The sequence below is a fragment of the Niallia sp. M35 genome, from assembly GCF_050971705.1.
Taxonomy (GTDB): domain Bacteria; phylum Bacillota; class Bacilli; order Bacillales; family Cytobacillaceae; genus Niallia; species Niallia circulans_A.
In genome coordinates this window covers 113,312-138,310 of the sequence record NZ_JBPCEP010000014.1, presented here as the reverse complement: position 1 = coordinate 138,310, position 24,999 = coordinate 113,312, and the positions used below count along the sequence as shown (strand labels likewise).

Annotated in this window: 22 protein-coding genes and 1 other RNA gene; 20 read left to right on the top strand and 3 right to left on the bottom strand. The window is 34.3% G+C overall.

Going from position 1 to position 24,999, the window contains the following annotated elements; translation table 11 throughout:
* Nucleotides 1–439: 439 nt before the first annotated feature.
* The 6 genes from NiCM35_RS19720 to NiCM35_RS19695 all read left to right on the top strand — a co-directional run bounded on the left by NiCM35_RS19720 (nt 440) and on the right by NiCM35_RS19695 (nt 7,110).
* A complete protein-coding gene (locus tag NiCM35_RS19720) occupies nt 440–2,992 on the top strand; it encodes a vitamin B12-dependent ribonucleotide reductase (RefSeq protein ID WP_095332794.1) in 2,553 nt (850 codons plus the stop codon).
* Between the two features lie 277 nt (nt 2,993–3,269).
* A complete protein-coding gene (locus NiCM35_RS19715) occupies nt 3,270–3,968 on the top strand; it encodes a response regulator transcription factor (protein ID WP_095332797.1) in 699 nt (232 codons plus the stop codon).
* Nucleotides 3,961–5,073 carry a HAMP domain-containing sensor histidine kinase gene (locus tag NiCM35_RS19710; RefSeq protein WP_095332897.1) on the top strand — a complete coding sequence of 371 codons (1,113 nt, stop codon included), beginning with the start codon at nt 3,961–3,963 and terminating at the stop codon, nt 5,071–5,073. Before NiCM35_RS19715 ends, NiCM35_RS19710 begins: the two co-directional genes overlap by 8 nt.
* Nucleotides 5,074–5,163: 90 nt before the next feature.
* Complete coding sequence (gene vanY / locus NiCM35_RS19705) at nt 5,164–6,060, top strand: VanY-A/VanY-F/VanY-M family D-Ala-D-Ala carboxypeptidase (RefSeq protein ID WP_433780628.1); 897 nt, start codon at nt 5,164–5,166, stop codon at nt 6,058–6,060.
* Nucleotides 6,061–6,523: 463 nt separating this feature from the next.
* The gene (locus NiCM35_RS19700) at nt 6,524–6,823 is read left to right on the top strand and encodes a DUF2089 family protein (RefSeq protein WP_095332801.1); all 300 of its coding nucleotides are present in this window, start codon (nt 6,524–6,526) and stop codon (nt 6,821–6,823) included.
* Nucleotides 6,823–7,110: a hypothetical protein gene (locus tag NiCM35_RS19695; protein ID WP_433780627.1), complete on the top strand. Its 288-nt coding sequence runs from the start codon at nt 6,823–6,825 to the stop codon at nt 7,108–7,110. The genes NiCM35_RS19700 and NiCM35_RS19695 overlap by 1 nt, the downstream gene beginning before the upstream one ends.
* A 211-nt stretch (nt 7,111–7,321) precedes the next feature.
* Here NiCM35_RS19695 and NiCM35_RS19690 read toward each other — a convergent pair whose 3' ends face one another.
* Nucleotides 7,322–7,552 carry an inner spore coat protein YmaG gene (locus NiCM35_RS19690; RefSeq protein WP_433780625.1) on the bottom strand — a complete coding sequence of 77 codons (231 nt, stop codon included), beginning with the start codon at nt 7,550–7,552 and terminating at the stop codon, nt 7,322–7,324.
* A gap of 325 nt (nt 7,553–7,877) precedes the next feature.
* Between NiCM35_RS19690 and NiCM35_RS19685 the strand changes: the two genes are divergently transcribed.
* The gene (locus tag NiCM35_RS19685) at nt 7,878–8,762 is read left to right on the top strand and encodes a patatin-like phospholipase family protein (RefSeq protein WP_095332804.1); all 885 of its coding nucleotides are present in this window, start codon (nt 7,878–7,880) and stop codon (nt 8,760–8,762) included.
* A gap of 60 nt (nt 8,763–8,822) precedes the next feature.
* On the opposite strand, the gene NiCM35_RS19680 is transcribed toward NiCM35_RS19685, so the two are convergent.
* Entirely contained in the window at nt 8,823–9,212 is a 390-nt protein-coding gene (locus NiCM35_RS19680) for an SA1362 family protein (RefSeq protein ID WP_235850335.1), read from the bottom strand.
* Between the two features lie 188 nt (nt 9,213–9,400).
* Nucleotides 9,401–10,342 carry a DUF1385 domain-containing protein gene (locus NiCM35_RS19675; RefSeq protein WP_095332808.1) on the bottom strand — a complete coding sequence of 314 codons (942 nt, stop codon included), beginning with the start codon at nt 10,340–10,342 and terminating at the stop codon, nt 9,401–9,403.
* Nucleotides 10,343–10,571: 229 nt separating this feature from the next.
* Here NiCM35_RS19675 and NiCM35_RS19670 point away from each other — a divergent pair, with 229 nt between their 5' ends.
* The 13 genes from NiCM35_RS19670 to NiCM35_RS19610 all read left to right on the top strand — a co-directional run bounded on the left by NiCM35_RS19670 (nt 10,572) and on the right by NiCM35_RS19610 (nt 24,980).
* Nucleotides 10,572–11,102, top strand: a complete 531-nt coding sequence (locus NiCM35_RS19670; RefSeq protein WP_123257923.1) for a YqhR family membrane protein — start codon at nt 10,572–10,574, stop codon at nt 11,100–11,102.
* A gap of 252 nt (nt 11,103–11,354) precedes the next feature.
* Nucleotides 11,355–12,416 carry a M24 family metallopeptidase gene (locus NiCM35_RS19665; RefSeq protein ID WP_095332811.1) on the top strand — a complete coding sequence of 354 codons (1,062 nt, stop codon included), beginning with the start codon at nt 11,355–11,357 and terminating at the stop codon, nt 12,414–12,416.
* 12 nt (nt 12,417–12,428) lie between these two features.
* Nucleotides 12,429–12,986: an elongation factor P gene (gene efp / locus NiCM35_RS19660; RefSeq protein ID WP_047941155.1), complete on the top strand. Its 558-nt coding sequence runs from the start codon at nt 12,429–12,431 to the stop codon at nt 12,984–12,986.
* A 74-nt stretch (nt 12,987–13,060) separates the two neighbouring features.
* A non-coding RNA gene (ssrS, locus tag NiCM35_RS19655) (6S RNA) lies at nt 13,061–13,252 on the top strand.
* 134 nt (nt 13,253–13,386) lie between these two features.
* On the top strand, nt 13,387–13,563 hold the full coding sequence (locus NiCM35_RS19650; protein ID WP_433780621.1) for a hypothetical protein: 177 nt from the start codon (nt 13,387–13,389) through the stop codon (nt 13,561–13,563).
* Between the two features lie 39 nt (nt 13,564–13,602).
* Complete coding sequence (locus NiCM35_RS19645; protein ID WP_433780619.1) at nt 13,603–15,834, top strand: glycosyl hydrolase family 95 catalytic domain-containing protein; 2,232 nt, start codon at nt 13,603–13,605, stop codon at nt 15,832–15,834.
* A 111-nt stretch (nt 15,835–15,945) separates the two neighbouring features.
* Complete coding sequence (locus tag NiCM35_RS19640; protein ID WP_123259222.1) at nt 15,946–17,712, top strand: cache domain-containing sensor histidine kinase; 1,767 nt, start codon at nt 15,946–15,948, stop codon at nt 17,710–17,712.
* Between the two features lie 12 nt (nt 17,713–17,724).
* On the top strand, nt 17,725–19,179 hold the full coding sequence (locus tag NiCM35_RS19635; RefSeq protein WP_095332815.1) for a response regulator transcription factor: 1,455 nt from the start codon (nt 17,725–17,727) through the stop codon (nt 19,177–19,179).
* Entirely contained in the window at nt 19,067–19,837 is a 771-nt protein-coding gene (locus tag NiCM35_RS19630) for a DUF624 domain-containing protein (RefSeq protein WP_123259223.1), read from the top strand. Before NiCM35_RS19635 ends, NiCM35_RS19630 begins: the two co-directional genes overlap by 113 nt.
* Nucleotides 19,834–21,117 carry a DUF4340 domain-containing protein gene (locus NiCM35_RS19625; RefSeq protein WP_123259224.1) on the top strand — a complete coding sequence of 428 codons (1,284 nt, stop codon included), beginning with the start codon at nt 19,834–19,836 and terminating at the stop codon, nt 21,115–21,117. Before NiCM35_RS19630 ends, NiCM35_RS19625 begins: the two co-directional genes overlap by 4 nt.
* Nucleotides 21,118–21,402: 285 nt before the next feature.
* Nucleotides 21,403–22,359: an ABC transporter permease gene (locus NiCM35_RS19620; RefSeq protein WP_095332819.1), complete on the top strand. Its 957-nt coding sequence runs from the start codon at nt 21,403–21,405 to the stop codon at nt 22,357–22,359.
* Nucleotides 22,360–22,369: 10 nt separating this feature from the next.
* Nucleotides 22,370–23,284, top strand: a complete 915-nt coding sequence (locus NiCM35_RS19615; protein ID WP_123259226.1) for a carbohydrate ABC transporter permease — start codon at nt 22,370–22,372, stop codon at nt 23,282–23,284.
* Nucleotides 23,285–23,330: 46 nt separating this feature from the next.
* Nucleotides 23,331–24,980: an ABC transporter substrate-binding protein gene (locus NiCM35_RS19610; RefSeq protein WP_433780615.1), complete on the top strand. Its 1,650-nt coding sequence runs from the start codon at nt 23,331–23,333 to the stop codon at nt 24,978–24,980.
* Nucleotides 24,981–24,999 lie beyond the last annotated feature (19 nt).

Here is a 24,999-nt window from a genome sequence, read left to right as displayed (position 1 = left end):
CAATCGATAAATCGCTCTATTCCAATGGCTTATGCTTTTTTGTATGTTGCAAGTGCAAAAAGAGTTGAAAATCCTTTTAAATAACCCGTTATCTTAATTTCTCTTTCCTTTTCTTTAGAATCTATTTATTTTATCATTTGACAAATAGGTTAACACTCTATCTATATACAATATATAGATGTTTTGCATTTGTTTATATACTATATATTGATTTCGCTGTTTTTGTGTGATAGATTTAGGTTATCACATTACTAGACACCTATTGATGGATTTATCCCACTCTTAAACTTCTATAAGGAGAAGGGTAGATATCAACTGTTTGGAAAGGTATGTATGGATCAATTAACCATGATTATGGATAGAAGTTTCTTAATTTAAGTTTAATAGAAATTTTTCATCAATTAGTTAGCATTTTTTTATGAGTGAAGGAGTTGTCTGCATGTCAGTATTGTTAAGCCAGGGTATTAAGTTAAATGTTGAGAAGCTGAATAAGGATATTGCTTTATTTCCGGAGGTCCATCCAATTACCCCAGATATGAAGCTAACATATAAAGGCGTTTCTCGACTGGTAATGCTTGATCGTTATACGTATAAAGATACAGAGAAAATTACATTAACTGCTGGTGATTTTGTAGTTTTAACTATTAAAGAGGATCCTAAGTTTCCCGCAAGAGGACTAGGATTTATTCAAGAAATTGATCATGTCTTAAACACGGCAACAGTGTTAGTAGAAGAAGATTATCGTGGTGTGCTGGAAGGAAAAGAAGCAGAAACAGGTGTTGTCATTCGTTCTTTAGAGGTTATTGAAAAACCACTGGAGCTATATTATGAGCAAATCGCTAAGCGTAATGCAACTGGTCTAGCGTCAGTAGAAAAGACGGAAGAGAAAAGAAAAGAATGGTTCGAAAAGTTTTACCATGAGCTTGTTAATTTGAACTTCATCCCGGCTGGTCGTGTGTTATATGGAGCAGGTGCAGGAACAGATGTTACATATTTTAATTGCTATGTAATGCCTTTTGTTCCAGATTCAAGAGAAGGTATTTCTGAGCATCGTAAGCAGGTTATGGAAATCATGAGTCGTGGAGGCGGTGTAGGAACAAATGGATCTACATTAAGACCGCGGAATACATTAGCCAAAGGAGTTAATGGAAAATCTTCAGGTTCTGTTTCTTGGTTGGATGATATTGCAAAATTAACCCATTTAGTAGAGCAAGGTGGATCTCGTCGTGGCGCTCAAATGATTATGCTAGCTGACTGGCATCCAGATATTATTGAATTCATTATTTCGAAAATGCAAAATCCCCGCATTTTACGGTTCTTGATCGATAATACACAAGATCAAACCATTAAAAAATATGCACAAGATAAATTAAAATTTACGCCATTAACGGAAAAAGAGCGTGCCATGTATCGAGGCATTCTAAATTATAAGAATATCCCTGGCCAAGGTGGTTTTAACGAGGAAATTTTCAGGGATGCAGAAGAAAAGCTTTCAATCGGCGGGACATATTCCGTTCATCAGACAGAATTTTTAACTGGCGCAAATATTTCTGTCTGCTTAACAAATGAATTTATGGAAGCGGTGGAAAAGGATGAAGAATATGCACTTCGTTTCCCAGATGTAGAAAGTTACGATGAGGAGCAAATGCAACATTATAATGAAGAATGGCATAAAGTTGGTGATGTAAGAGAGTGGGAGGCAAAGGGAAATAGAGTTCGTATTTATCGTAAAATGAAGGCAAAGGAATTATGGAATCTAATTAATATCTGTGCAACTTATTCTGCAGAGCCCGGTATCTTCTATATTGATAATGCGAATGAAATGACAAACGCAACTAGCTACGGTCAAAAAGTTGTCGCGACAAACCCATGTGGTGAGCAGCCGCTGGCACCATATAGTGTATGTAACCTTGCTGCTGTTAATCTTGCAGAAATGGCAGATAAAGAAAACAAGACCGTTAATTTTGAGAAGCTTAAGAAAACAGTAGAAGTAGGCGTAAGATTGCAGGATAATGTTATTGATGCCACACCTTACTTCTTGGAAGAAAATAAAAACCAGGCTCTAGGAGAGCGCCGTGTTGGACTTGGAGTAATGGGCCTTCATGATTTACTCATATACTGTGAAACAGAATATGGCAGTGAAGAAGGAAATGTCTTAGTAGATAGAGTATTTGAAACGATTGCAACAACTGCATACAGAACATCGATTGACTTGGCAAAAGAAAAAGGCAGCTTCCCATTCTTACAAGCAGAAACAGAAGAGGAAGAAGCGGGATTACGCAATGCTTTTATTCATACTGGCTACATGAAAAAAATGCCTGAGGATATTAGAGACAATATTCTTCAATATGGTATCCGTAATTCCCATTTACTAACTGTTGCACCAACCGGAAGCACAGGTACAATGGTTGGGGTATCAACTGGTCTAGAGCCATACTTCTCCTTCTCTTACTTCCGAAGCGGGAGACTTGGAAAATTTATCGAAGTAAAAGCAGATATTGTTCAAGAATATTTAGATGCACATCCAGAGGCAGACTCAGATAATCTTCCCAATTGGTTCGTTGCTGCAATGGATCTGGCACCTGAGGCTCATGCTGATGTACAATGTATCATTCAGCGATGGATTGACAGCTCTATTAGTAAAACGGTAAATGCGCCAAAAGGATATAGTGTAGAGCAGGTTCAGAAAGTATATGAGAGATTATACCGTGGCGGTGCTAAGGGTGGTACGGTATATGTTGATGGTTCACGTGACAGTCAAGTGCTAACATTAAAGGCAGAAGAGAATACATTCGAAGATATACTACTACAAAAACAGGAAAAAACACATGTTGTTCTTGTTGATACAATAAATGAATTGCAATCAACAAACGTAACGATTGGGTCAGAGATAGGCGATACTTGTCCTGTATGCAGACAAGGCGTCGTCGAAGAAATTGGCGGCTGTAATACTTGTACGAATTGCAACACACAATTAAAATGTGGACTTTAATAAATTTTAGATATAGAAAAATGGCTGAATTGAAAACATTCTCCCAAAAAACCTCTTCTTAATATTAATGAAGAGGTTTTTTTATAGCTGAAAGTTGAGAATGAATTTATGTGATACTAAATAGGGACAGGAGAAGTTGCGTAAAAGTAGTATAACAGCTTATAGTAATGAATAGAACTCGGAGAGGATATATTGAAAAACGGTATTCCTCCTAACCATTTTTGAAGCTTGGAGTTGTGCTATTAAAGCGATGAAACTTCTTAAAGGAGTGAAACAGATGAAAACTATTTCGATTTTAATTGCAGATGATGAGGAAGAGATTGCTGATCTGGTTGCAATCCATCTAGAAAAAGAAGGTTACAATTGCGTGAAAGTGCTTAATGGCCAAGATGCAATATTAGCTATCCAGACTCGGTCCATTGATTTAGTGATTTTAGACATAATGATGCCGATAATGGATGGATATGACGTAACTCGCCTGATTCGGGAAAAATATAATATGCCTATCATTTTTTTGAGTGCAAAAACTTCTGATTTTGATAAAGTCCATGGATTAGTGATTGGAGCAGATGATTATATGACAAAGCCATTTACTCCCATTGAATTAGTGGCACGTGTAAATGCTCAGTTACGACGATTTATGAAGCTGAATAATCCAATCGCAAGCACTAATAAAACAATCTTGGAATTTGGTGAAATAGTCATTTCACTTGAGCAACGTACTGTGTTGCTTCAAGGAGAAACGATTGAACTGACACCGAAAGAGTTTGATATATTACATTTGTTAGCCAGTCATCCGAAAAAAGTTTATAGTGTTGAAAATATCTTTCAAAAAGTATGGGGGGATGCATATTTTGAAGGAGCTAATACGGTAATGGTGCATATACGTACATTGAGGAAGAAGCTTGGAGAAGATAAGCGGAAAAATAAGATTATCAAAACTGTATGGGGAGTGGGGTATGCTTTCAATGGCTAAATTTATGCGCAGTTTTCGTGCTAGAATAACTGCATTATTTGCTGCCAGTATGTTTCTGACAGGTATCATCACTTATTTCATTTATAAAGTGTTACAACTTTACTATCATACGATGGTTCAATATGGTGATTCACTAGTACTACTTCGTCAATTCATCAAAAGTATTGGAGATTTTGCCTTCTTCTTTATATTATTTTTCTGCCTGTCCTTATTGTTTTTTTATATACTCACAAAGCCTTATTCAAATTATTTCAAGGATATATCCAATGGAATTCATTATCTTTCTCATGGGAATTTTAAACATAAAGTAATAATCAACTCAAATGATGAATTTGGAGATATTGGACAAGCAATTAATCTGGCTAGCGAGAAATTAGAAGATGCCATACAAAGAGGCGACTTTTCAGAAAGTAGTAAGGAACAGTTAGTTGTAAATTTGGCTCATGATTTGCGTACTCCCTTAACTTCTATTTTAGGTTATTTAGACTTAATCCTGAAGGATGAGAAGTTGACTAAAGAACAACGGAGGCATTTTTTAACGATTGCTTATACTAAATCCCAGCGTTTGGAAAGATTGATTGATGAATTATTCGAAATTACTAGAATGAACTATGGGATGCTGCCAATTGATAAGAAGGAAATTAATATAAGTGATTTACTTCTTCAATTAAAAGAAGAATTATATCCTGTTTTCGAAAAAAATGATTTGATTGCCCGAATAAATATTCTCCCCCGTTTACTTATTTGGGGAGATGGAGAGTTATTAGCTCGTGTATTTGAAAATCTTTTAACTAATGCTATTCGATATGGATATGATGGCCGGTATGTGGACATTAATGGTTTTGTTGAAGAAAATGTAGTAGTTGTTCAGATTGTGAATTATGGAGATAGTATTCCGGCTGAAGAACACCCTTTTCTTTTTGATATGTTTTATACAGGTGATAAAGCACGAACTCAGCAAGAAAATAGCACAGGCCTTGGTTTATTCATTGCAAAGAATATTGTGGAGCAGCATAATGGCACGATAAAAGCTGAAAGTAATTTGATACGTACTGTGTTTGAAGTACGTTTACCGCAGGAAAATGCTCCAATTGAAATTTTATAAAGAATTTAAGAAAAATTTAAACTTTACCCTACTCTTTTTTTAAAAAGTTGCCCCTATTCTATTATTTATAAGAATAAGGAGGATTTTAAAATGAAGAAGTGGGGATGTTTATTGTTATTATTAATAGGTGTGTTTTTTTTCTTTGTCTATAAAGAATCTCCTCTTTCAGATAAAATAGTGATTCAAAAAAACAGTGGATATTTAGACAATCGTGCTAACGATGAGGGTTTACGAAAAATAAAGATTTCAAGAGAAATGGTCTTTCAAGGAAATTTGCTTCTGATTAATAAAGAATTTCCGGTTCATCAAGAGAGTATAAAGTCAGATGTTGTCGAGTTATTCAGACATAAAGAATGGACACAGGGATTTGTGCTGTTCGATAATAAAATTAAATTGTCTAAGGAGGTACTCCATGAATTCTCAGAGATGATAGCTGCCGCTAAAAAGGAAGGGGTTAATCATTTTCTAATCAGTAGTGGCTTTCGAGACTTTGAGGAACAAAATGTTCTGTATCATGATATGGGGGCAGACTATGCTTTGCCGGCAGGCTATAGCGAACATAATTTAGGTTTATCACTTGATGTAGGATCTACACAAATGAAGATGGAGGCAGCACCTGAAGGTAAATGGTTAGAGAATAACGCTTGGAGATATGGCTTTATATTACGTTATCCCAATGATAAAACAGAAGTTACTGGAATTCAATATGAACCTTGGCACATTCGCTATGTTGGATTGCCGCATAGTGCAATTATGGCGGAAAAGGATTTAGTTTTAGAAGAATACTTAGCTTATTTAAAAGAAGAAAGAAACATTTCTATTACGCTAAATGAGAAAAAATATGATGTCTCTTATTATCCACTCGCAAAAACTACGGATATTCATGTACCAGACAATCTTCACTATGAGCTATCAGGCAACAATATAGATGGTGTTATAGTGACAGTATTTAATGGGGAAACAAATCCTTCTCAGATGGATAGATGAGGGGGATGCAAAATGTGATTAATCCCAAAACTGAATTACATGTAAAAGAAGGCTGTGAAATGCACAGTCTCTCAGACTATAGACAAACTCTTTGAAATTTGAGGTTTTGCCTATGGTCTTTTTTTATGACCTCTTCTAATAAGGTATTTATTTCCGCTACAGGGGTTCGCTTTCCTTGGGTCGAGCGCCGAGCCGCTTCGTCTCATACGCTCCTGCAGGGTCTCAGACTTTCTATCAGCCCATAGGAGTCTCACCCCTTCCGCTCCAATTATTGGTAGAGAAAGTAATGATTTAAAGTAATAACTTCTTTCATTCTTAAATAAAACTCTAAAAAACTCAACTAAATTATCATAAAAATTAAAGTGTAGATATAAAATGTTTTTAATAAAATTAATATTTTGTTTTATTTTGTTCAAAAATATGTTAAACTAATTTTGTGATAAATAGAAAGGAGTGAGGTTGTGTGGATATAAAAGATGTGCCAAACTGGATTTTAACATTAGAAATTGAAGATCTTGAATTTATCAAGAAGTTTATTCTAACTTCAGGATCGTTAAAAGAAATTGCCAAAATCTATGAGGTTTCCTATCCAACAGTGAGACTTAAACTTGATCGTTTAATAGATAAAATTAAAATGAATGATGTCTTGGAAAACGAAGAGTTTATTAAATTTATCAAGGGCCTCTCAATTGATGATCGTATAAGTGTGGAAGATGCAAAATTAATTATTGAAAAATATAAAAAAGAAAGGAATGAGAAATAATGGATATAGATTTTTATGGTGTTTTTATTACTGCTGGTATTTTAGCTGTTCAGTTCTTCTTTTCAACTAGAAACAGCATTTACTGGGGAGCAGTTTTACCTTTACTTTATATTGGATTTGTTACATGGATGCTGGCAACAGATCGAATCGAAAGTTTTATTGCATACATCCTTATTCTGTTATTAGGAATTTTATTTCTTCTTGCAGAATGGAGTGGCGGAAGAAAATATCTTCACGAAAAAAGAAGAAAAGAATTAGATAAAATGAAATCTCATGATATGAAATAGCGAAAGCTTAGTAAAGGTACTTCTGAACTATGTATATTGGTCACGAATAAATACCTAAACAATAATGTAATGGAACTTACATATTATTGTTTAGGTTTATTTCTATTGCGATAGTGAATTCTTCTTTTTAACAAATTCGCAAATGATTGCTAGATTAAGTTATGATTTATACTGTTTTCACCATACATACACTATAGGGAACAACCGGTTTTTAATAAAAACCAAATGGCGGAACGCCAAAGCCGAAACCAAATGGTGGATAACCCCATCCTCCAACAAATGCTGGACTAAGCAATGCACCAGTTGCAAATCCGCCTAATAATCCTAGTCCAAATCCAAATCCTGGTCTTCCAAACCCTGGTCTTCCAAAACCAAACCCTGGTCTTCCAAAGCCAGGTCGAATTCTTCGTAGGTCATTTGTATAAATGTATTGATTTTGCATAACATTTCCTCCTCTTTGTATTTTTGTTTTAACACATATCCTTAAAACAAACTTCATCTTTTTATTAGCTTTTTTGCAAGGGAAAGTGCCTAGATTTTTCTGCTTTCGAAATAGTGTATGTTTCTCAGCGCTATTTTGCTTGATACAAATGCCTAACAAGCATACGGCAATTTTATAATTTAGCTAAAAAGATGCTTATAAAACCACTAACTTTTAACTTGTCTTCTGTACTATTTTTCACTTTGTAATACTAAATTTGAGGTAGGGAGGTGTAGGGATTCCATCTATATCTTTCGTCTTAACCGCTTTTAAAAGGAGTGATTATATGTATATAGACGGGGTATTTTCTGGCGGGGGAATTAAGGGGCTGGCATTAGTAGGCGCCTATGAGGTAGTGGAACAGCGTGGCTTTCAGTTTGCTAGACTAGCAGGAACAAGTGCTGGTTCCATTATTGCAGCCCTAATTGCTGCAGGCTATACAAGCAGAGAGATAGCAAAGCTACTTGAAGAATTGGATTTAAATTCGTTTTTAGATGAAAGAAAGTTATTCATACCCTTTCCCCTTGCAAAATGGTTCTTTCTCTATTGGAAATTAGGACTATATAAAGGGGAGGAATTAGAAAAATGGATAGAAGAAAAATTAGCAGCAAAAGGATTAAGAACTTTTGCGGATATCCCTCATCAAACATTACGTTTTGTCGCTTCAGATATTACAAATGGCGTATTAATGATCCTGCCAGATGATTTACCGAAATATGGTATCAATCCTCAGACATTTTCCATTGCAAAGGCTATTCGAATGAGTTGCAGTCTTCCTTATTTTTTTGAACCAGTGATAATCGGCAATAAGGCAAATAAAAATGTCGTTGTCGATGGCGGTGTATTAAGTAATTTTCCAATGTGGTTATTTGATCAAGAAAATGTATTGAAAACACGACCGGTATTAGGGATTAAGTTAAGTCATAATATCACTGAGCATCCAAAGCATAAAATCACAAATGCCATAGATTTATTTGCAGCAATGTTTGAAACAATGAAAGACGCTCATGATTCGAGATATATTTCGCGTAAACATGAGAAAAATATCATCTTTGTTCCAACTGAAGGGGTTTTAGCAACAGAATTTGCGCTTACGAAAGAGGATCAAGCGAAGTTAATACAACTAGGGAGAGATTGTGCCATGAAATTTTTTAAATCATGGGCTTATTAAATAGTTCTTTAAAGAGGTGTATCGCTATTGATAAGAATGTTAAAAAGAAGAATCGAGCCTTTATAAGGAAGCTCGATTCTTCTTTTTGCTCTTCTTGCCTTCAATAACAGTCAAATGAGCAGTGCTTTTACTTCTTTTATGCTTATTTGCTTTTATGGAAGAGGTTTTTGTTGATTGTTGTTGTCCAGAAGATGATCTGTCTTTTGTCTGTAGCCTTTTCTTTGATTGCTTTGCAGCTTTTAGAAAAGCTTTTTGCTCTCTTTTTTGGGGACTAGATGTACTTAAATGGCGATAAATGAACCATATAATGCCACCGACAGCAACCATCACAACAATGTTTAGAAAAAATCCACTAGGATTCTTAATTAAATTTACAGTTAGACCAATGAAAGCAAGGAAAATGATACTTCCAAATAAAATAAGTGAAAATCGGTTCTTCAAAAAAGCCACCTCCCTAAAAGCATGATGAGCATTTTTTCTAACTTTTAAACTATTAATAAGAAAAGTTTATTCAAAAAAGGTTAAATTGTTCACTTGAAAAAGTTTTCAGAAAAAAGATTTTTCGTATCGGTAGGGATATTACCCATTAAAAAAGGGATAATCCCTTTTTAAAGATAATACCCATTACTTCTATTTATTCAATCATTTGTTGTTGATAATTGTGCTTCAGTTTCTTCCTCGCGTCTTTTTAATTCATTGAAGGAAAGTATCGCTACTTCTACTTGATCATCACTTGGTTCTTTTGTCGTTAATAATTGCAGCCATAGTCCAGGTAAACCAAGATATTTTAACACAGGAACGTCTCTTAATTTATTCGTGATTTGAAGTACTTCAAATGAAATCCCGATAACTACTGGAATTAAAGCAATTCGGATTAATACTCTTTCTAATAGATTTTCTGGATAGAAGAATAGATAAAGAAATAAACCAACTATTACGGTAAAAAGGATAAAGCTTGATCCACAGCGATAATGTAATCTAGAAGCTGCTTGCACATTTTGCACAGTCAAGTCTTTCCCATTTTCATATGCGTTAATTACTTTATGTTCAGCTCCATGATACTGAAATACCCTTTTTATAATGGGAGTGAGGGAAACAAAGTAAATATATCCAAGTAAAAGAATTAGTTTAAACAAGCTTTCTAACAATATTTGGGCAACATGACCAGAAATGATAGGCATAAATAAAGCTGCTAAAAAGGTTGGAATAAGCGTGAAAATGAATTTTCCGAATAGAAAGGATAGGACTCCGAGAACAGCTACCCCTAAAATCATCGATAATTTAGAAGGTTCTTGTTCTTCTAATTTATAATCTTCAGAAGGATCTAAATCAAATCTGTCTGTTGAGAAATTTAAATGTTTTGTTCCATTTCCACTCGATTCAATAATGGCAATAAGCCCTCTTAAAAATGGAATTTTTTTTAATCTTGTAAGCTTTTCATTATACGTTCTTGGAAGATGAAAGTAATCTACAGACTGATCTTTTCGTCTAATCGCGGTGACATAATGATGTTTACCACCAAACATTACACCTTCTACAACAGCTTGGCCTCCGTATAATGGTTTTTGTTCACTTGACATGTATAATTACACCAACCTCAGGATAAATTAGGTGAAAACAACAAGCTTCCTATAAAAGGGAAGAATATGAAGGTTGTAAATTCCCCTATTACTATATTACTAAAAAATTCAAAAAACCACTAGCAGGACATTCCTTTCTTTCATATTACTTTGTTCAAAAAGATGTTAAAGAGATATTTTGCAAGGAAAGAAAAGGAATGGGACATACTAATATTCGGAGGTGGACAGGATGGGTAATCAACAAGATTCACATGAAAAAGAAAGACCAATGTCTTTTATTTCATTAGTAATTTGGACAGGAATGTTTGGCGGAATATTCTGGACGTTTATCGGTTACATAGGATATATTTTTAATTTTACCGAATTACGCCCTAATTTTATTTTAGAACCTTGGGCGATTGGGAGCTGGAAATATGGATGGCTTGGAACGATCATAAGCTTCATTGCCATAGGTTTTTTCTCCACTGGAGCAGCCTTTGCCTATTATTTAATATTAAGAAAATTTAAAACCATTTACATTGGCATGGGGTACGGTATTGCTTTGTTTGTTTGTGTTTTTGTTATTTTAAATCCCCTTTTTCCAAGTATGGCACCTTTTTTGGAATTAAAAAGAGATACAATCATTTCGTCAGTTTGTTTATACGTTTTATATGGGGTATTTGTGGGAACTTCAATCTCTTATGAAGAAAGTGAAATTCAGTTGAAAAAATATAAAGACAAAAAAGCAGTTACGAATATGACAGGGAACGAAGGGGATTAAACCTATAGAATATTGAAAAGGGCAAACGAACTCTGATTTTTTCAGTTTTTTAAGATGTTTTTTGGATCAGCTAGTTAGGGTAACTAAAATCTCTGTTTACATGCAATTTTGCCTGTATTCTACCTGTATTTATGTTAAACTAATTAACATGAGTGTACTTTTTTCATCATTCAGATTTTTACCTTGTCTAGAATAGGGAAGGCTGAACTGTGAGCCTCTAGAAAGTGTATAAACTAAGGGAGAGGATTATAAATGGAGAAACTGAAAAGAATAAGAGAAGCGCTGACAGAAGTTGGGGCAGAAGGTATTTTAATAACAAGTACCTATAATAGACGCTATGTAAGCAATTTTACAGGTTCTGCTGGAGCAGTCTTAATCAGTGGCGAAAAAGCGTTATTCATTACAGATTTTCGTTATGTAGAGCAAGCTGGGAATCAATGTATTGGTTTTGAAATCGTCCAGCATAAAGGAGCAATTTTGCAAGAGGTTGCTACTCAAGCAGAGAAATTAGGAATCAAGAAATTGGCATTCGAACAAGATTATACGACTTTTACTCAGTATAAGGAGTTAGAAACAGTAGTAAAAGGTGAATTAGTGCCTGTTTCAGGAATTATTGAAAAGTTACGCTTGATTAAGACAAATGAAGAGATTAAGATATTAAAGGAAGCTGCTAAGATTGCTGACGCTGCTTTCACCCATATTCTTGATTTCATCAAGGTCGGGAAAACAGAATTGGAAGTTTCGAATGAATTAGAGTTTTTTATGAGAAAATTAGGCGCCACTTCATCTTCCTTTGATACTATTGTTGCATCAGGAAAAAGATCTGCATTGCCGCATGGTGTAGCATCCGATAAAGTGATTGAAGCTGGTGATTTCATTACATTAGATTATGGTGCGTATTATAATGGATATGTATCTGATATTACGAGAACGATCGCTGTCGGTAACCCAGATGAGAAATTAAAAGAAATCTATGATATTGTTTTAAAAGCTCAACTTAAGGGTATGGAAGGCATTAAACCAGGTATGACTGGTGTCGAAGCAGATGCACTTACGCGTGATTACATAACTGAAAAAGGATATGGAGAGTATTTTGGACATACAACCGGACATGGAATAGGGTTAGAAGTACATGAAGGACCGAACCTGTCCTTCCGAAATAGTGCTCCATTAGAACCAGGTATGGTAGTAACAGTAGAACCAGGAATTTATATTCCAGGTCTAGGTGGAGTGCGTATTGAAGATGATACAATTATAACCGAAGATCATAATGAAGCTTTAACCCATTCAACGAAAGAATTGATTATTTTATAGGAGGATTACTGCATGATATCAGTAAACGATTTTAAAACAGGTTTAACAATTGAGGTAGACGGAGGAATTTGGCGCGTACTGGATTTCCAACACGTTAAACCTGGTAAGGGTGCAGCTTTTGTTCGTTCCAAATTAAAGAATTTACGTACAGGTGCTGTTCAAGAAAAAACTTTTAGAGCTGGGGAAAAAGTGGCGAAAGCACAAATTGATAACCGTAAAATGCAATATTTATATGCAAATGGTGACCAGCATGTATTCATGGATGTTGAATCTTATGACCAAATTGAACTTCCTGAGGCTGTTATTGAATATGAATTAAAATTCTTAAAAGAAAATATGGAAGTCCATATTATGATGTACCAATCAGAAACATTAGGGGTAGAATTACCAAATACAGTTGAATTAGAAGTTACCGAAACAGAACCAGGTATTAAAGGGGATACTGCTTCTGGGGGTACTAAACCAGCTGTAATGGAGACAGGGCTAACTGTTCAAGTTCCTTTCTTCGTTAACCAAGGTGATCGTTTAATCATTAATACATCTGAAGCAAGTTACGTTTCACGCGCGTAAACAGGCAGGGAAATCAGAGGATATACTTTATTTTCCATTTGCTTTTCTTTCCATAATCATGTATGATAAAAACATAGAAGCTGCGTTGTACGTTATCGTATGAAGTTTCAACCTTTATCGATAATTAGGGAGTTCTATATTAAAGCAGGATCAGCAGGCCTAATGCCATTTGTCATTAGGACATATGATGAGAGCTTTTGCGAACACCCACCTGGTGGAGCAGGTTTTGAAACTCCATACATCAAAGCGGCAAATGCGGCAAAAAGAAGGAAACCATTGGTTTCCTTCTTTTTTTATTTTAATCGATCGTAGAAACCACTAATTTTTCTATTTTTATAACTAATATTTACAGCTATTTTTAATAGCATAATTGTTATTATTAAAATATGTAAGCGCAATCATGAGTGTGAAAGGATTGATTCTTTATCAAAAAAACTATAAGGTGCATATTGCAAATGATCAATCAAGCGGCTGCAGAATGCTTAGTGATACTATTCATCCCGTAGGTGCAGAAGTATTGGCGACCTACTGGGAGACAGAACCAAAGCTGTGTAAAAAAATATCTGGTTCATTATAGATCATCGAAATAGCTTACTTTAAAGATAGGGGATAGTTAATGATGACAAAATTAATTAATCGTACCATAGCTGATCGTTGGGAAGATGGCCTATTAATTGGAAATGGAAAGATTGGGCTGGCACTATATGGAAATCCACAGATAACTTATTTGGATTTTACAGTTCAAGACCTATTTCTAAAAGGTAATCAAATGCAAAAGCTACCATATTTAGCTCCCTATCTGGAAGAACTTCGCTCCATTATAGATATGCAAGGCTATAGGGAAGGAATTAGATATTTTTATGAGAGAGCCCAAGAACAAGGCTATAAGGGTTTAACGATGAGTGATCCTTTTATACCAGCTGCTAGGTTCCTTATAGAGATAAAACAAGCATCAATAGAAAATTATCAGAGGATCACTGATTTTCAAAATGGAATGATTCAAGTAACTTATGATTCTTCAATAGGAGGCAAGGTAGAAGAAACCTTATTTGCCTCCAAAAAGGAAAATTGTATTTTTGGTAAAATTAAAAGTGAAAAACCGTTAACTGGAAGCATTATTCCGGTTAATTGGAAAGAAATAAAAATGGAAGAGAAGATAACTGTCGCAGCGAATGGCAAGTTAAAATGGGAACATAGATATCAAGATCAAACTGGCTATGATGTAATCTGGTCTATCGATTCCACTGATGGGAGAATCATCTCTAAAAGAGATAGCCTGATGTTTCATGATTCTACCACCATTTATTTTACAATCCAATGCGTTGAAAAAAACAGAGAGGAAAGACAAGTCCGTTGTTATGAAAAGGCAGTTATTGAACACAAAAAAAGTTTTTCAAAAAAATTTAATGCTGTCAAACTTTTATTAACGGATGAACAAGGAACTATTTATCTTGAAGAAGTTCTTTCAGAAATGAGAACTAGAAAACAAATAACACCAGTATTTATGCAGCTTTTTTATCAAGCATCACGATATATCATTCAATCAATGGCAAATGGAATTCCGACATTGCAGGGAATCTGGTCGGGAACCTTACATCCTGCTTGGAGTGGTGATTATACATTTGATACAAATGTCCAGCTGGCTATTTCATCATTAGCAAGCAGTGGCTATTTTGCAGAATATCGCAGCTTTTTTGAACGATTAAAAAAGTATTATCCAGATTTTAGAGAAAATGCGCAATCCTACTATGGATGTCATGGATTTTTGGTACCTGCACATGCCAGTACTACAGCAAAACATGTACATTGGAATGAAGAATGGCCGCTCATTTTTTGGATATCAGGAGCCGGTTGGCTCGCTTATTTTTATCATGAATATTGGCATTATACAAAAGATGCAGCTTTTTTGAAACATGAATGCATCCCTTTTTATGAAGAAGTGCTGGCATTTTATTTAGACTTTGCACAGTGTAAAGAAGGAAAACTTCGCTTGTCCCCAAGCTATTCAGCTGAAAATGGAATGGGAGACAATACAACAATGGATATTGCGATTGTTAAGAGTGTGTTAAAGTACTATATTGAGGCGAAAACCTGCTTGGGTGAAGAAGTGGCAAAGATTTATAAGCAATTTTATAAACAAATCCCACCTTATCGTTTGTTAGAGGATGGTGGTATAGCGGAATGGCTAGATCCAAGAACAGTAGAAAATGATAATCATCGTCATTTTTCCAATTTGTATCCGCTTTTCCAAACAAAAGAGATAAATCAAGATACACCGGAATTATGGGAATCTGCAAAAATAGCTTTTAGAAAACGAATGGATTCTTGGTTAAATAATATAGAAGGCGATACAACATCTTCCCATGGGAGAATACACGCAGCAATGTGTGCGATTAGTTTAGAGCAAACAAAAGAAGTAACAGAATCTTTAGAAGCACTGGTGTTGGAAAACGCATTTATGGATTCATTGGCAACTGCCCATTATCGAGATAAAAATATATTTAATGTAGATGCGAATGGTTCTTTGCCGAAAGTAATTCATGATTGCCTAATTTATTCGGAACATGAGGATAGTGTCACGATCTTAAAGACGGTCCCTTACTTTTTAAGCAGAGGAAAGGCTACTGGTATTTGTTTACCCGATAATTTTTATGTCCAAGCTTTAGAATGGGATATAGAAAAGGGTGATGTTTCTATCACTTTAGAACAAAAGGAAAATCGCTTTCCAAATCTGAATTTAGGTAATCAATATCATGTGAAAAAGGAGACCACGCATCTAAAACAGTTAAATAAAAATATGTGGCAATATACTTGGACTTGTACTTTTGATACATGGGAAAAAAGATAAGTCTTTGAATAGTACTTGCTAGAAGATGTTATTAACAATGCAATAACGAATTAGACACAGATATCGTCTTCATCTAAAAATAGTGCTGTCTAAGTAGAGAGGCGATGAAAGATGCGTAGTAAATTTATACCTATAAAGAGAAGATTGATGCTTATGTTCTTAAGTGTAGTTATCCCAATATTTATTGTAGGGATTTATTTAACGATAAATATAAGGCAGGATATGATTAAGTCTCGAGAAAGAGATATACTAGTTGAAACCGAAAGAGTAAGGAAGGGGCTAGAAGATAATTTCACTTCCATTATCCAAATATCAGATTGGATATATCAGGATGAAGGCTTGGAAGAGCTTGTAACAAAAAGGTATGCCGATCCAAAAGAAATGATTGAAGGGTATAATGAATTCACTTTATTTGATTATTTTCTTAGGTATCATAGTAATTTAGCTAATATTCGATTTTTTGTAAATAATAAATCATTTATGACCAATTCGAACTTCGTTTTTGCTGATGAACAAATAAAAGAGATGAATTGGTATGAAATGGCTCTAGAGGGAAAAGGAAAGATTTATTGGTGTAATCTAGTAGACCCAGTAACAGAGAAACCTTTTTTGGCATTAGTCAGAAGTGTGTATAACTTGGAAAATCAGTTTCTTGGTATTCTTGCCATTTATGTGGATGAGTTATCGTTAATGGATATATTAAATTCGGCAACAATTGATAACGCTTTACTATTAGACAAAGAGCTAACGAATTTTCAATATACAAACCATACACCGAAAAACTACTTAACAAAACAATTGCAAAACAAAATGAAAAATCACCCAATAAATGTTGGGGAGACATATTCCATTGAAATGAAAGAAACAAAACCATTTATATTTTATGGGCAAATGTTAGATTTGCCTAAGTCCATTACGAATCATTTTCAAGTAGTGACAGTAATGAATAATCAAGAAATATTGAACGAAGTAAATAAAATAATGATAAAGAGCTATACAATTATTAGTCTTGTTATGTTACTAGTATTATTTGTTATTAAAAGATATACAAGTTCTATGGATAGAAGGATATTACAATTAAAAGTTTCTATGCATAAAGTGGCAAACGGTGATTTTGATATTCCGATAACGATTGATGGCAATGATGAAATAAGAGATATCTATATTCAGCTTTATACAACAATGGAAAGCCTAAGAGATCTATTGCATAAAAATTATCAGCATCAATTACAAGAAAAAAGCTGGCAGCTGCAGCAGAAGGAATCGGAATTTAAATTATTGGCGAGTCAAATTAATCCACACTTTCTTTATAATACATTAGAAATGATACGGATGAGAGCATTAAAGAATAAGGATAAAGAAGTATCGGAAAGTGTAAAAATTTTAAGCAAACTATTAAGAAGATCCCTTGAAAATAATCAGCAGAAATATGTGAAATTAAGTGAGGAAATTGATTTTTTACTGCTTTATCTGCGAATTCAGCAGCTTCGCTTTGGAAATAGAATTAGATATGAAATTACATCAGATGTAAATACAGCACAATATAATATTCTTCCCCTTATCTTGCAGCCTATTGTTGAAAATGCATTTGTGCATGGGATTGAAGAAAAAGTAGAAAGTGGACTTATTCTAATAAATATTGTGCAAATGGAAGAAGCTATTCATATTTTTATTCAAGATGATGGCAAAGGCATATCGAAAGAAAAATTAATCGAAATTCAACAAATATTACATAAAGAGAAAATAGGAAACCGCATTGGCTTGAATAATGTGAACGAAAGAATAAAAAGAATGTATGGAAAAAAATACGGACTAACAATAACTAGTACAGAAGGGAAGGGAACGATTGTTAAAGTTACCATCCCAATAAAAGCATAGGGGGCGTATAAAATGAAAAAAGTACTAATTGTTGATGACGAGCCGGTAATTAGAGAGGGACTTCCTTATATTATTGATTGGCAGGAATATGGATTTGAAATTGTTGGTGCTGCTCAAAATGGGAAAGAAGGAATAAAACTAATTAATGAATACCAGCCTGATTTAGTAATAACAGATATACGAATGCCTGAGATGGACGGGTTAGAAATGATACAGACTGCCCAAAAGAGAGGAGAAACTTTTTATTCTATTATTCTATCAGGATATTCAGAATTTACTTATGCTCAAAAAGCCATTCGCTTAGGAACAGTATCATATTTGTTAAAACCAATAGATGAAGATGAATTAACAGATATATTGTTAGGGATACGCAAAGAAGTAGATAAACAGAAAGGGACGAATAATGATATCTACAATCTTCTAAGGAAAAATATTTTTGAAGGAGATTTTAAGCCCTGTACGCTTGAATATCGTTTAGCTTGTTTAATTCGTTTTCCAAACCAATCAATAGCAAGGGAATTTCAGACAAGAATAAGGGAGAATAAAAACGTTCTTTGCTATTTATTCACACACGATGATTATACGTATGCTTTGACGCTAATTTTAGATGATTTTGATTTAGATACCGTGGAAAAGGAACTACTGTCTATAGCCAGTCAAGAAGGTGAAGTTATACTTCAGTCTTCATGGCAAAATAAAAGCAGTCATTTGAAGCAGCTATATAAAGAGATAAGAAAGTTAAAGGATATTACCTTTTCTTATGCCAACTTAGGGGTTATTTCAAATGAAAGGATAAAAAGTTTACAAGCTAAAACTCATTTTACAGGAAATATACCAGAGCAGCTGTTAAAGGATATTTTGTATGATGGAGATCTTGCAAATTCTTTATTTAAATATAAGGAAAACTTCCGTTATCATCCCCTCCATGAAAATGAAATCAAATGGAATGTCAGTAAGGAGTTACAAAGTGTTGTAAATAACGTGATAGATACTATTAACCCAACAGATAGAGAGCGCTTGCAGGAAGTGGCGAATACTGCTGAAAGGAGTATTGCAAGAAGTAGGACGATGGAACAGTTAATGAAGGAAATGGAAAATAGTTATCGTGTGTTACAGCAAATTGTGAATGAAAGCTTTAATAGAATTAATACGATCCAAGAAATAGAAAGATATACACAAAAACACTATAAGGAAGATTTAAATCTAAAAATTATATCAGAGCACTTTAATTATAACAACGCTTACATCGGCAAGAAATTCAAAAAAGAAACAGGAAAAAGCTATTCTCAATATTTAGATGAAATACGAATGGGCAAAGCAAAACAACTACTAAAAGATTCTAATTTGATGATTTATGAGATTGCAGAAAGAACAGGTTATGCTAATTTGGACTATTTTTATAAAAAGTTTAAGCGACACTGTGGCATGTCACCAAATGAATACCGAAAATTACAAGGCAATGGGTGAAGCGATGAACAGTAGGCAGCTTTATCATATTCTAAATTACATATCCACTTTCTTTCTTTTGAATCTATGTTTTGTATTCAGTAATATATTATTCTTTACTGCTTTACTACTTTTTCCATTTTCCCTAGAAAATATTATGCTGTTTTATATATCACTTCTCCCTATGGGAGCAAGTCTCACTGCCCTTTTCTCAACTAACGGACGATTGTTAAGAGAAGGTGGTATTACTCCAGTAAGAGATTTTTTCATGGATTATAAAACAAATTTTAAACTCAGTTTTATTTATTGGTTTATACAGTTAACCATCCTTTTTATCTTATTTATTGATTTTTTTTATATGCTACAAAAAAATAATTTAATACTGGCTTGTGTAGTTGCTATTCTTTTAGCAATCGTCTTTATCACCACAAGTATTGGTCTTAGTGTATTAAGCCGATTTGAAAGTAATATGAAAACACTATTAAAAGCAGGACCATTTATATTGTTGCGATTTCCAGGAAAAGCATTTTTACACTTGTCCACTTCTGTTATTCTTATTGTTTTTTTTTACTATGTCCCCGCTGTATCCTTTTTATTTGCTTTTAGCCTGTTCGGCTTTATTTTAATGTATTATACAAATCCGGTGCTGTATCAGCTAGAGAAGGAGTTAAAAAAATGAAAACCAGTCCAAAAAACTATCTATATATTTTTATCCCTTTCGTAATGTGTCTGTTGGTAAGTTGCAATCAGGAAAGTGAACATGCTTCTCCCAAACAAAGCAGCATAAACTTAAAAAACATCGAGCAGGCAAGTGAGTTGCATATTAAACAACAGGACAGTTCGATAAAACTCAGCAAAGAAGGAAGTGATTGGACTGTAAAGGAACAGACTTTCCAAGATGATATGGCAAATCAATTTGTGCTAGCTTTTTCAAATATGAGAGGAGATAAAGTGAAAGAGCAGAATGAAATGGATTTATTATTCGAGGTGGCAGCAGATCAATCACAAATGAAGTTATATAAAAAGAAAAATCAATATTATTTAATGAGACAAAACCAAACCTATCAGCTTTATAATGTTCCAAATCTTGTGAAATACTATTCGCCGGTCATTTTTTCGGAAAAGAAGGCATTTCCGCTAGAAGCAGATCAGATAAAAAAAATTGAATTTCGGGGAGAGCGAGATCATTATTCCTTGAGTAAACAAACTGATTATTCATCTGTAGAAAAGGCCCCCTTTATAAGTGGATGGTTTCTTCATGACTATTATTCACACGACTATTCAGTGGAATACAAAAAAATGGATGAAATCTTATCTACACTTACACATTTAAAAGTATCAGATCCATCAAATGAAATCGATCAAAGTAAGCTGACCAATTGGAAGGAGATTATTATTCAAGAAGAGGGCAAGGAATATACTTTAAAATTGTTAAAGGATGAAAATAATCAATACTATGCTACCGTTAATAAAGAAAAAAATTTGTTTGTCGTTCCAAAAGGGCAAATCGAAAATTTAGTAAATCGCCCTTTTTCTATTATCGATAAGTTTCTGTGCCTTATTATGGCAGATGCTTTGAACAAGTGGACAATTGAAGGCAAACAATCAGAGCAGATAACTGCTATCCATCGACTTAATAGTACATCAGATAAGATTATTTCTACCTTTCAATTGAATAATAGCAATATAGATGAAGCAGACTTTCGAAATTTATATCAATATATTGCTGTACTATCTGCAAATAAGGAATATAAAGGAGAAGCATTAGAAAAGAAACCTTATTTGAAAATGGCGTATGAGTTTGCGTCTGACGGAAGAGAACATAGTCGAAAACTAGAATTTTATCCTTTGAAAACAAATAATAACATGTTTGCTATTAAAGAGAATGGCAATATTGATTTTGTTATCAAAAAAGACCAATTAGTAACGATGCTTAAGCAAGTTAATGAATTTGATTAATCGAGCAATTAGATGGCTGAAATTCTTTCATATAAGGTAGTTTAGAAATATATCCAATAGACAAATTGGTAGCAGTACTTCTAGAAGATAAATTTGCATCTTATCAAAGTGCTCATTCAGCCATGAGCACTTTTGGTTTATTTTAAAGAATATATCAATAAATTAAACGCTTTCAAAACACTATTTTTTACTACTTACTACACTAAGAATTACTATTAAAAATGAAAGCGTATCCAATTATACTTTATTTATAAAGAAGTTACTTTAGATAGGGAGTGGGGAGAGATGGAGATAGCACCTCTTGTTAAGCAAGAAAAAAAGCCCCAAAAGGAGAAAAAAATAACCTGGAAAAAGCTGAAAGATCAAAAAGTACTTATCATCATGGCACTACCCTTGGTAATTTGGCTTATCATTTTTTGTTATCTACCTCTTTTTGGATGGATTATGGCTTTTCAAGATTATAAGCCAGCATTAGGAGTACTAGAATCTCCATGGGTTGGTCTCAAGCATTTTAAAGCGCTGTTTGAGGATGAATTATTTTATCGGGCATTAATTAATACATTGGGTATGGGTGGATTAGGAATTGTTTTTGGAACCGCAAGCTCAATTGCTTTGGCTCTCTTATTAAATGAGCTGCGATTCACAAGATTTAAGAAATTTACACAGACCGTATCATATCTTCCGCATTTTGTATCGTGGGTAATTGTAGCAAACATTGTAACTACCATGCTTTCAACAAATGGAGCATTGAATGAATTATTATTGTCCCTCCATATCATTGATACCCCAATACAATTTATGAGTGATCCCAATAAGTTTTGGTATATTGTCACATTCTCTGATGTTTGGAAAGAGATGGGGTGGAATGCCATTATTTATCTCGCCGCAATGGTGAGTATCGATAAAGAAATGTATGAAGCAGCTTGGGTAGATGGAGCAAGTCGCTTTAAACAAATGATCCACATTACACTTCCATCTATCAAACCTATTATCCTTATATTACTAATTTTGAGTATTGGCAATCTTATTAATATTGGATTTGAAAAACAAATGCTGCTTGGAAATAATATCGTAGCAGATAAAGCGCTTGTACTGGACAAGTATGCTCTTGATTACGGTATTGGTATGTTTAGATATTCCTATGGTACAGCAATAGGAATTTTTAAATCAGTCGTTAGTATTATTCTTATCTTTATATTTAATAATATTGCCAAAAAATCAGGAAATGGCGGACTTATGTAAGGAGGCTAATATGACAAATTTATTCAGGAAGAAAAAGAGCATAAATCGACCTACTGGCTTTGATTTAGTCATTGGAGCAATAATGATTATCATCATTATCGCCACACTCTATCCATTTTTAAATGTTCTAGCTATTTCATTAAATGATTCAGTGGATACAGCTAAAGGTGGATTGCGCATTTTGCCAAGGGAATTTACTTTTGCAAACTATATAGAAATCTTCAGCAATAATGATCAACTGCTGTTAGCCTTTACCAATTCTGTTTTAAGGACAATCATTGGTACTATAGCAGGAGTTTTATGTACATGTGTGATGGCTTATGTCATTAGCCGAAAAGACTTCATCTTTCGAAAACATCTTACAACATTATTGATCGTTACGATGTATGTCAGCGGCGGACTAATCCCTGGATATATTTTAATTCGCAATTTAGGATTGATTAACAGTTTTGCTGTCTATATTATTCCAGCATTACTAAGTGCTTTTAATGTAATCGTTATAAGATCCTTTATTGATAGTTTACCAGATGCACTGGAAGAATCAGCAAAAATAGACGGAGCAAATGACTTTGTTATATTTTACAAGATTATTATGCCGTTATGCATTCCAGCGATTGCCACAATAGCTCTTTTTATCGCTGTTGGTCAATGGAATAGCTGGTTCGATACCTATTTATATGCGAGGGGGAATGTTAATCTAACAACACTACAATATGAATTAATGAAGATTTTAGACAATGCTAGTGCACAATCAACGGGAAATGTCAGTAATTCAGCTATGGAGCAATTAAATGCAGGAAAAACTACTCCAGAATCTATTAAGATGGCAATCACTATTATTGCTACTGTACCAATATTGCTAGTATATCCATTTCTGCAAAAATATTTTGTTTCAGGATTAACATTAGGAGCAGTGAAAAATTAATCAGCTAGGTTAGCCTATTTTGCTTATTATTAGGAGGGATTTTTTTATGAAATGGAAGAAAATGATAATGGCAGGTTCGGTGTTATCGGCAAGTCTGTTACTTGCAGCTTGTAATAAAGCTATTGATTCAGAAAAAGAGAAAGATGGAGACATAACAACCCTAACGTTTTTTAGTGCGGATTTAACGAAGGATGACAAATTTGATAATCCGGTTGCTAAAGAAATTACCAAAAAAACAGGGGTAAAGTTAGAAATTTCTCATCCGGTTGGTGGCGATACACAAGCAGTTCCTTTAATGATTGCTAGCGGCGATTATCCTGACTTAATTTTTGGCAAAGGCGATCTTAATAAATTAATTGATGCTGGAGCTGTTATCCCATTAGATGAACTGATTGAAGACAAAGGGGATAATTTGAAAGCTCTGTATGGTGATCAACTAGTCCGCCTAAAGAACAATACAGAAGATCCGCAGATTTACCATGTGGGTACAGGCGGCATGACGAATACAGTATTAAATCCTAGCGGAACATTTAAAATACAATTAGAAGTATTAAAAGAATTAGGCTATCCAGAGATTAAAACTTTAGAAGATTACGAGAATGCTTTAAAAGCTTATAAAGAAAAGTATCCGCAAATCAATGGACAAGATACGATTGGCTTATCTTTATTAGGTAGTGACTGGAGATGGCTCATTACAGTAGGAAACCCAGCAGGATATGCATCTGGATATCAGGATGATGGGCAATGGCTGGTGGATGAAAGTACAGGCGAGACAAGATATAAATTCCAAGATGAGAAAGTAAAAGAGTACTTTAAATGGCTCAACCATATGTATGATGAAGGATTAGTAGATCCAGAGAGTTTTACTCAAAAATATGACACATACATTGCAAAAATATCTTCGGGCCGTGTCATAGGTTTAGCGGATCAAAATTGGGATATAAATGATGGAATTGCGGCTCTTAAAGCAGATGGACAGTCGTGGAGAACTTATGCACCACTTCCTGTGACATTAGAAGAAGGTATTTTACAGCCAGATACAAAAGACTATGGATATACAGGCACGGTTGGTGTTTCCATTTCCTCTACAAGTAAACAACAAGAAAAGGCTTTTGGATTTTTAGACTGGATGGCGTCAGAAGAAGCACAAATCTTAGTTAACTGGGGGATAGAAGGAGAAAACTATGAAATCAAGGATGGAAAACGTGTTGCGACCGATATTAAAGAATCGCAAACCGATCCTAATTATTCCCTTAAAACCGGAGTCGGGAACTATATTTACCCGTTTCCACAATGGGGAACAGGAGCAGTTGACTCCACTGGGCAACCAATATCAAGGTCTGATACGAAAGAATTAGCCATGTCGAATTATACGGAGGAAGAAAAAGAGGTTATAAGTAGTTATGGTCATGAAGTGTGGGCAGATTTCTTCCCATCTCCAGTTGAACTAGGTCAGACAAAGCATGGTCGTGCTTATGAAATAGCTATTCCAGCAAGCAGTGATTTGACAGTGATTCAACAAAAGGCAGACGACTACACAACACAAGCAATTACTGATATTATCATTTCCCCTCCAAGTGAGTTTGAACAGAAATGGTCAGAAATGCAAACAAAATTAAAGGAGATGGGGATTGACAAAGCTAGTTCGGATATGACTGGATTAGTAAAAGATCGAATGAAGTTATGGGCGAATTAAAGATTTACTTTTTTGGGTG

Coding starts and splice junctions, on each gene's coding strand:
- NiCM35_RS19720 (WP_095332794.1), top strand. CDS start 440: ATGTCAGTATTGTTAAGCCAGGGTATTAAGTTAAATGTTGAGAAGCTG.
- NiCM35_RS19715 (WP_095332797.1), top strand. CDS start 3,270: ATGAAAACTATTTCGATTTTAATTGCAGATGATGAGGAAGAGATTGCT.
- NiCM35_RS19710 (WP_095332897.1), top strand. CDS start 3,961: ATGGCTAAATTTATGCGCAGTTTTCGTGCTAGAATAACTGCATTATTT.
- vanY (WP_433780628.1), top strand. CDS start 5,164: ATGAAGAAGTGGGGATGTTTATTGTTATTATTAATAGGTGTGTTTTTT.
- NiCM35_RS19695 (WP_433780627.1), top strand. CDS start 6,823: ATGGATATAGATTTTTATGGTGTTTTTATTACTGCTGGTATTTTAGCT.
- NiCM35_RS19690 (WP_433780625.1), bottom strand. CDS start 7,552: ATGCAAAATCAATACATTTATACAAATGACCTACGAAGAATTCGACCT.
- NiCM35_RS19685 (WP_095332804.1), top strand. CDS start 7,878: ATGTATATAGACGGGGTATTTTCTGGCGGGGGAATTAAGGGGCTGGCA.
- NiCM35_RS19675 (WP_095332808.1), bottom strand. CDS start 10,342: ATGTCAAGTGAACAAAAACCATTATACGGAGGCCAAGCTGTTGTAGAA.
- NiCM35_RS19670 (WP_123257923.1), top strand. CDS start 10,572: ATGGGTAATCAACAAGATTCACATGAAAAAGAAAGACCAATGTCTTTT.
- NiCM35_RS19665 (WP_095332811.1), top strand. CDS start 11,355: ATGGAGAAACTGAAAAGAATAAGAGAAGCGCTGACAGAAGTTGGGGCA.
- efp (WP_047941155.1), top strand. CDS start 12,429: ATGATATCAGTAAACGATTTTAAAACAGGTTTAACAATTGAGGTAGAC.
- NiCM35_RS19650 (WP_433780621.1), top strand. CDS start 13,387: ATGAGTGTGAAAGGATTGATTCTTTATCAAAAAAACTATAAGGTGCAT.
- NiCM35_RS19645 (WP_433780619.1), top strand. CDS start 13,603: ATGATGACAAAATTAATTAATCGTACCATAGCTGATCGTTGGGAAGAT.
- NiCM35_RS19640 (WP_123259222.1), top strand. CDS start 15,946: ATGCGTAGTAAATTTATACCTATAAAGAGAAGATTGATGCTTATGTTC.
- NiCM35_RS19635 (WP_095332815.1), top strand. CDS start 17,725: ATGAAAAAAGTACTAATTGTTGATGACGAGCCGGTAATTAGAGAGGGA.
- NiCM35_RS19630 (WP_123259223.1), top strand. CDS start 19,067: ATGAGATTGCAGAAAGAACAGGTTATGCTAATTTGGACTATTTTTATA.
- NiCM35_RS19625 (WP_123259224.1), top strand. CDS start 19,834: ATGAAAACCAGTCCAAAAAACTATCTATATATTTTTATCCCTTTCGTA.
- NiCM35_RS19620 (WP_095332819.1), top strand. CDS start 21,403: ATGGAGATAGCACCTCTTGTTAAGCAAGAAAAAAAGCCCCAAAAGGAG.
- NiCM35_RS19615 (WP_123259226.1), top strand. CDS start 22,370: ATGACAAATTTATTCAGGAAGAAAAAGAGCATAAATCGACCTACTGGC.
- NiCM35_RS19610 (WP_433780615.1), top strand. CDS start 23,331: ATGAAATGGAAGAAAATGATAATGGCAGGTTCGGTGTTATCGGCAAGT.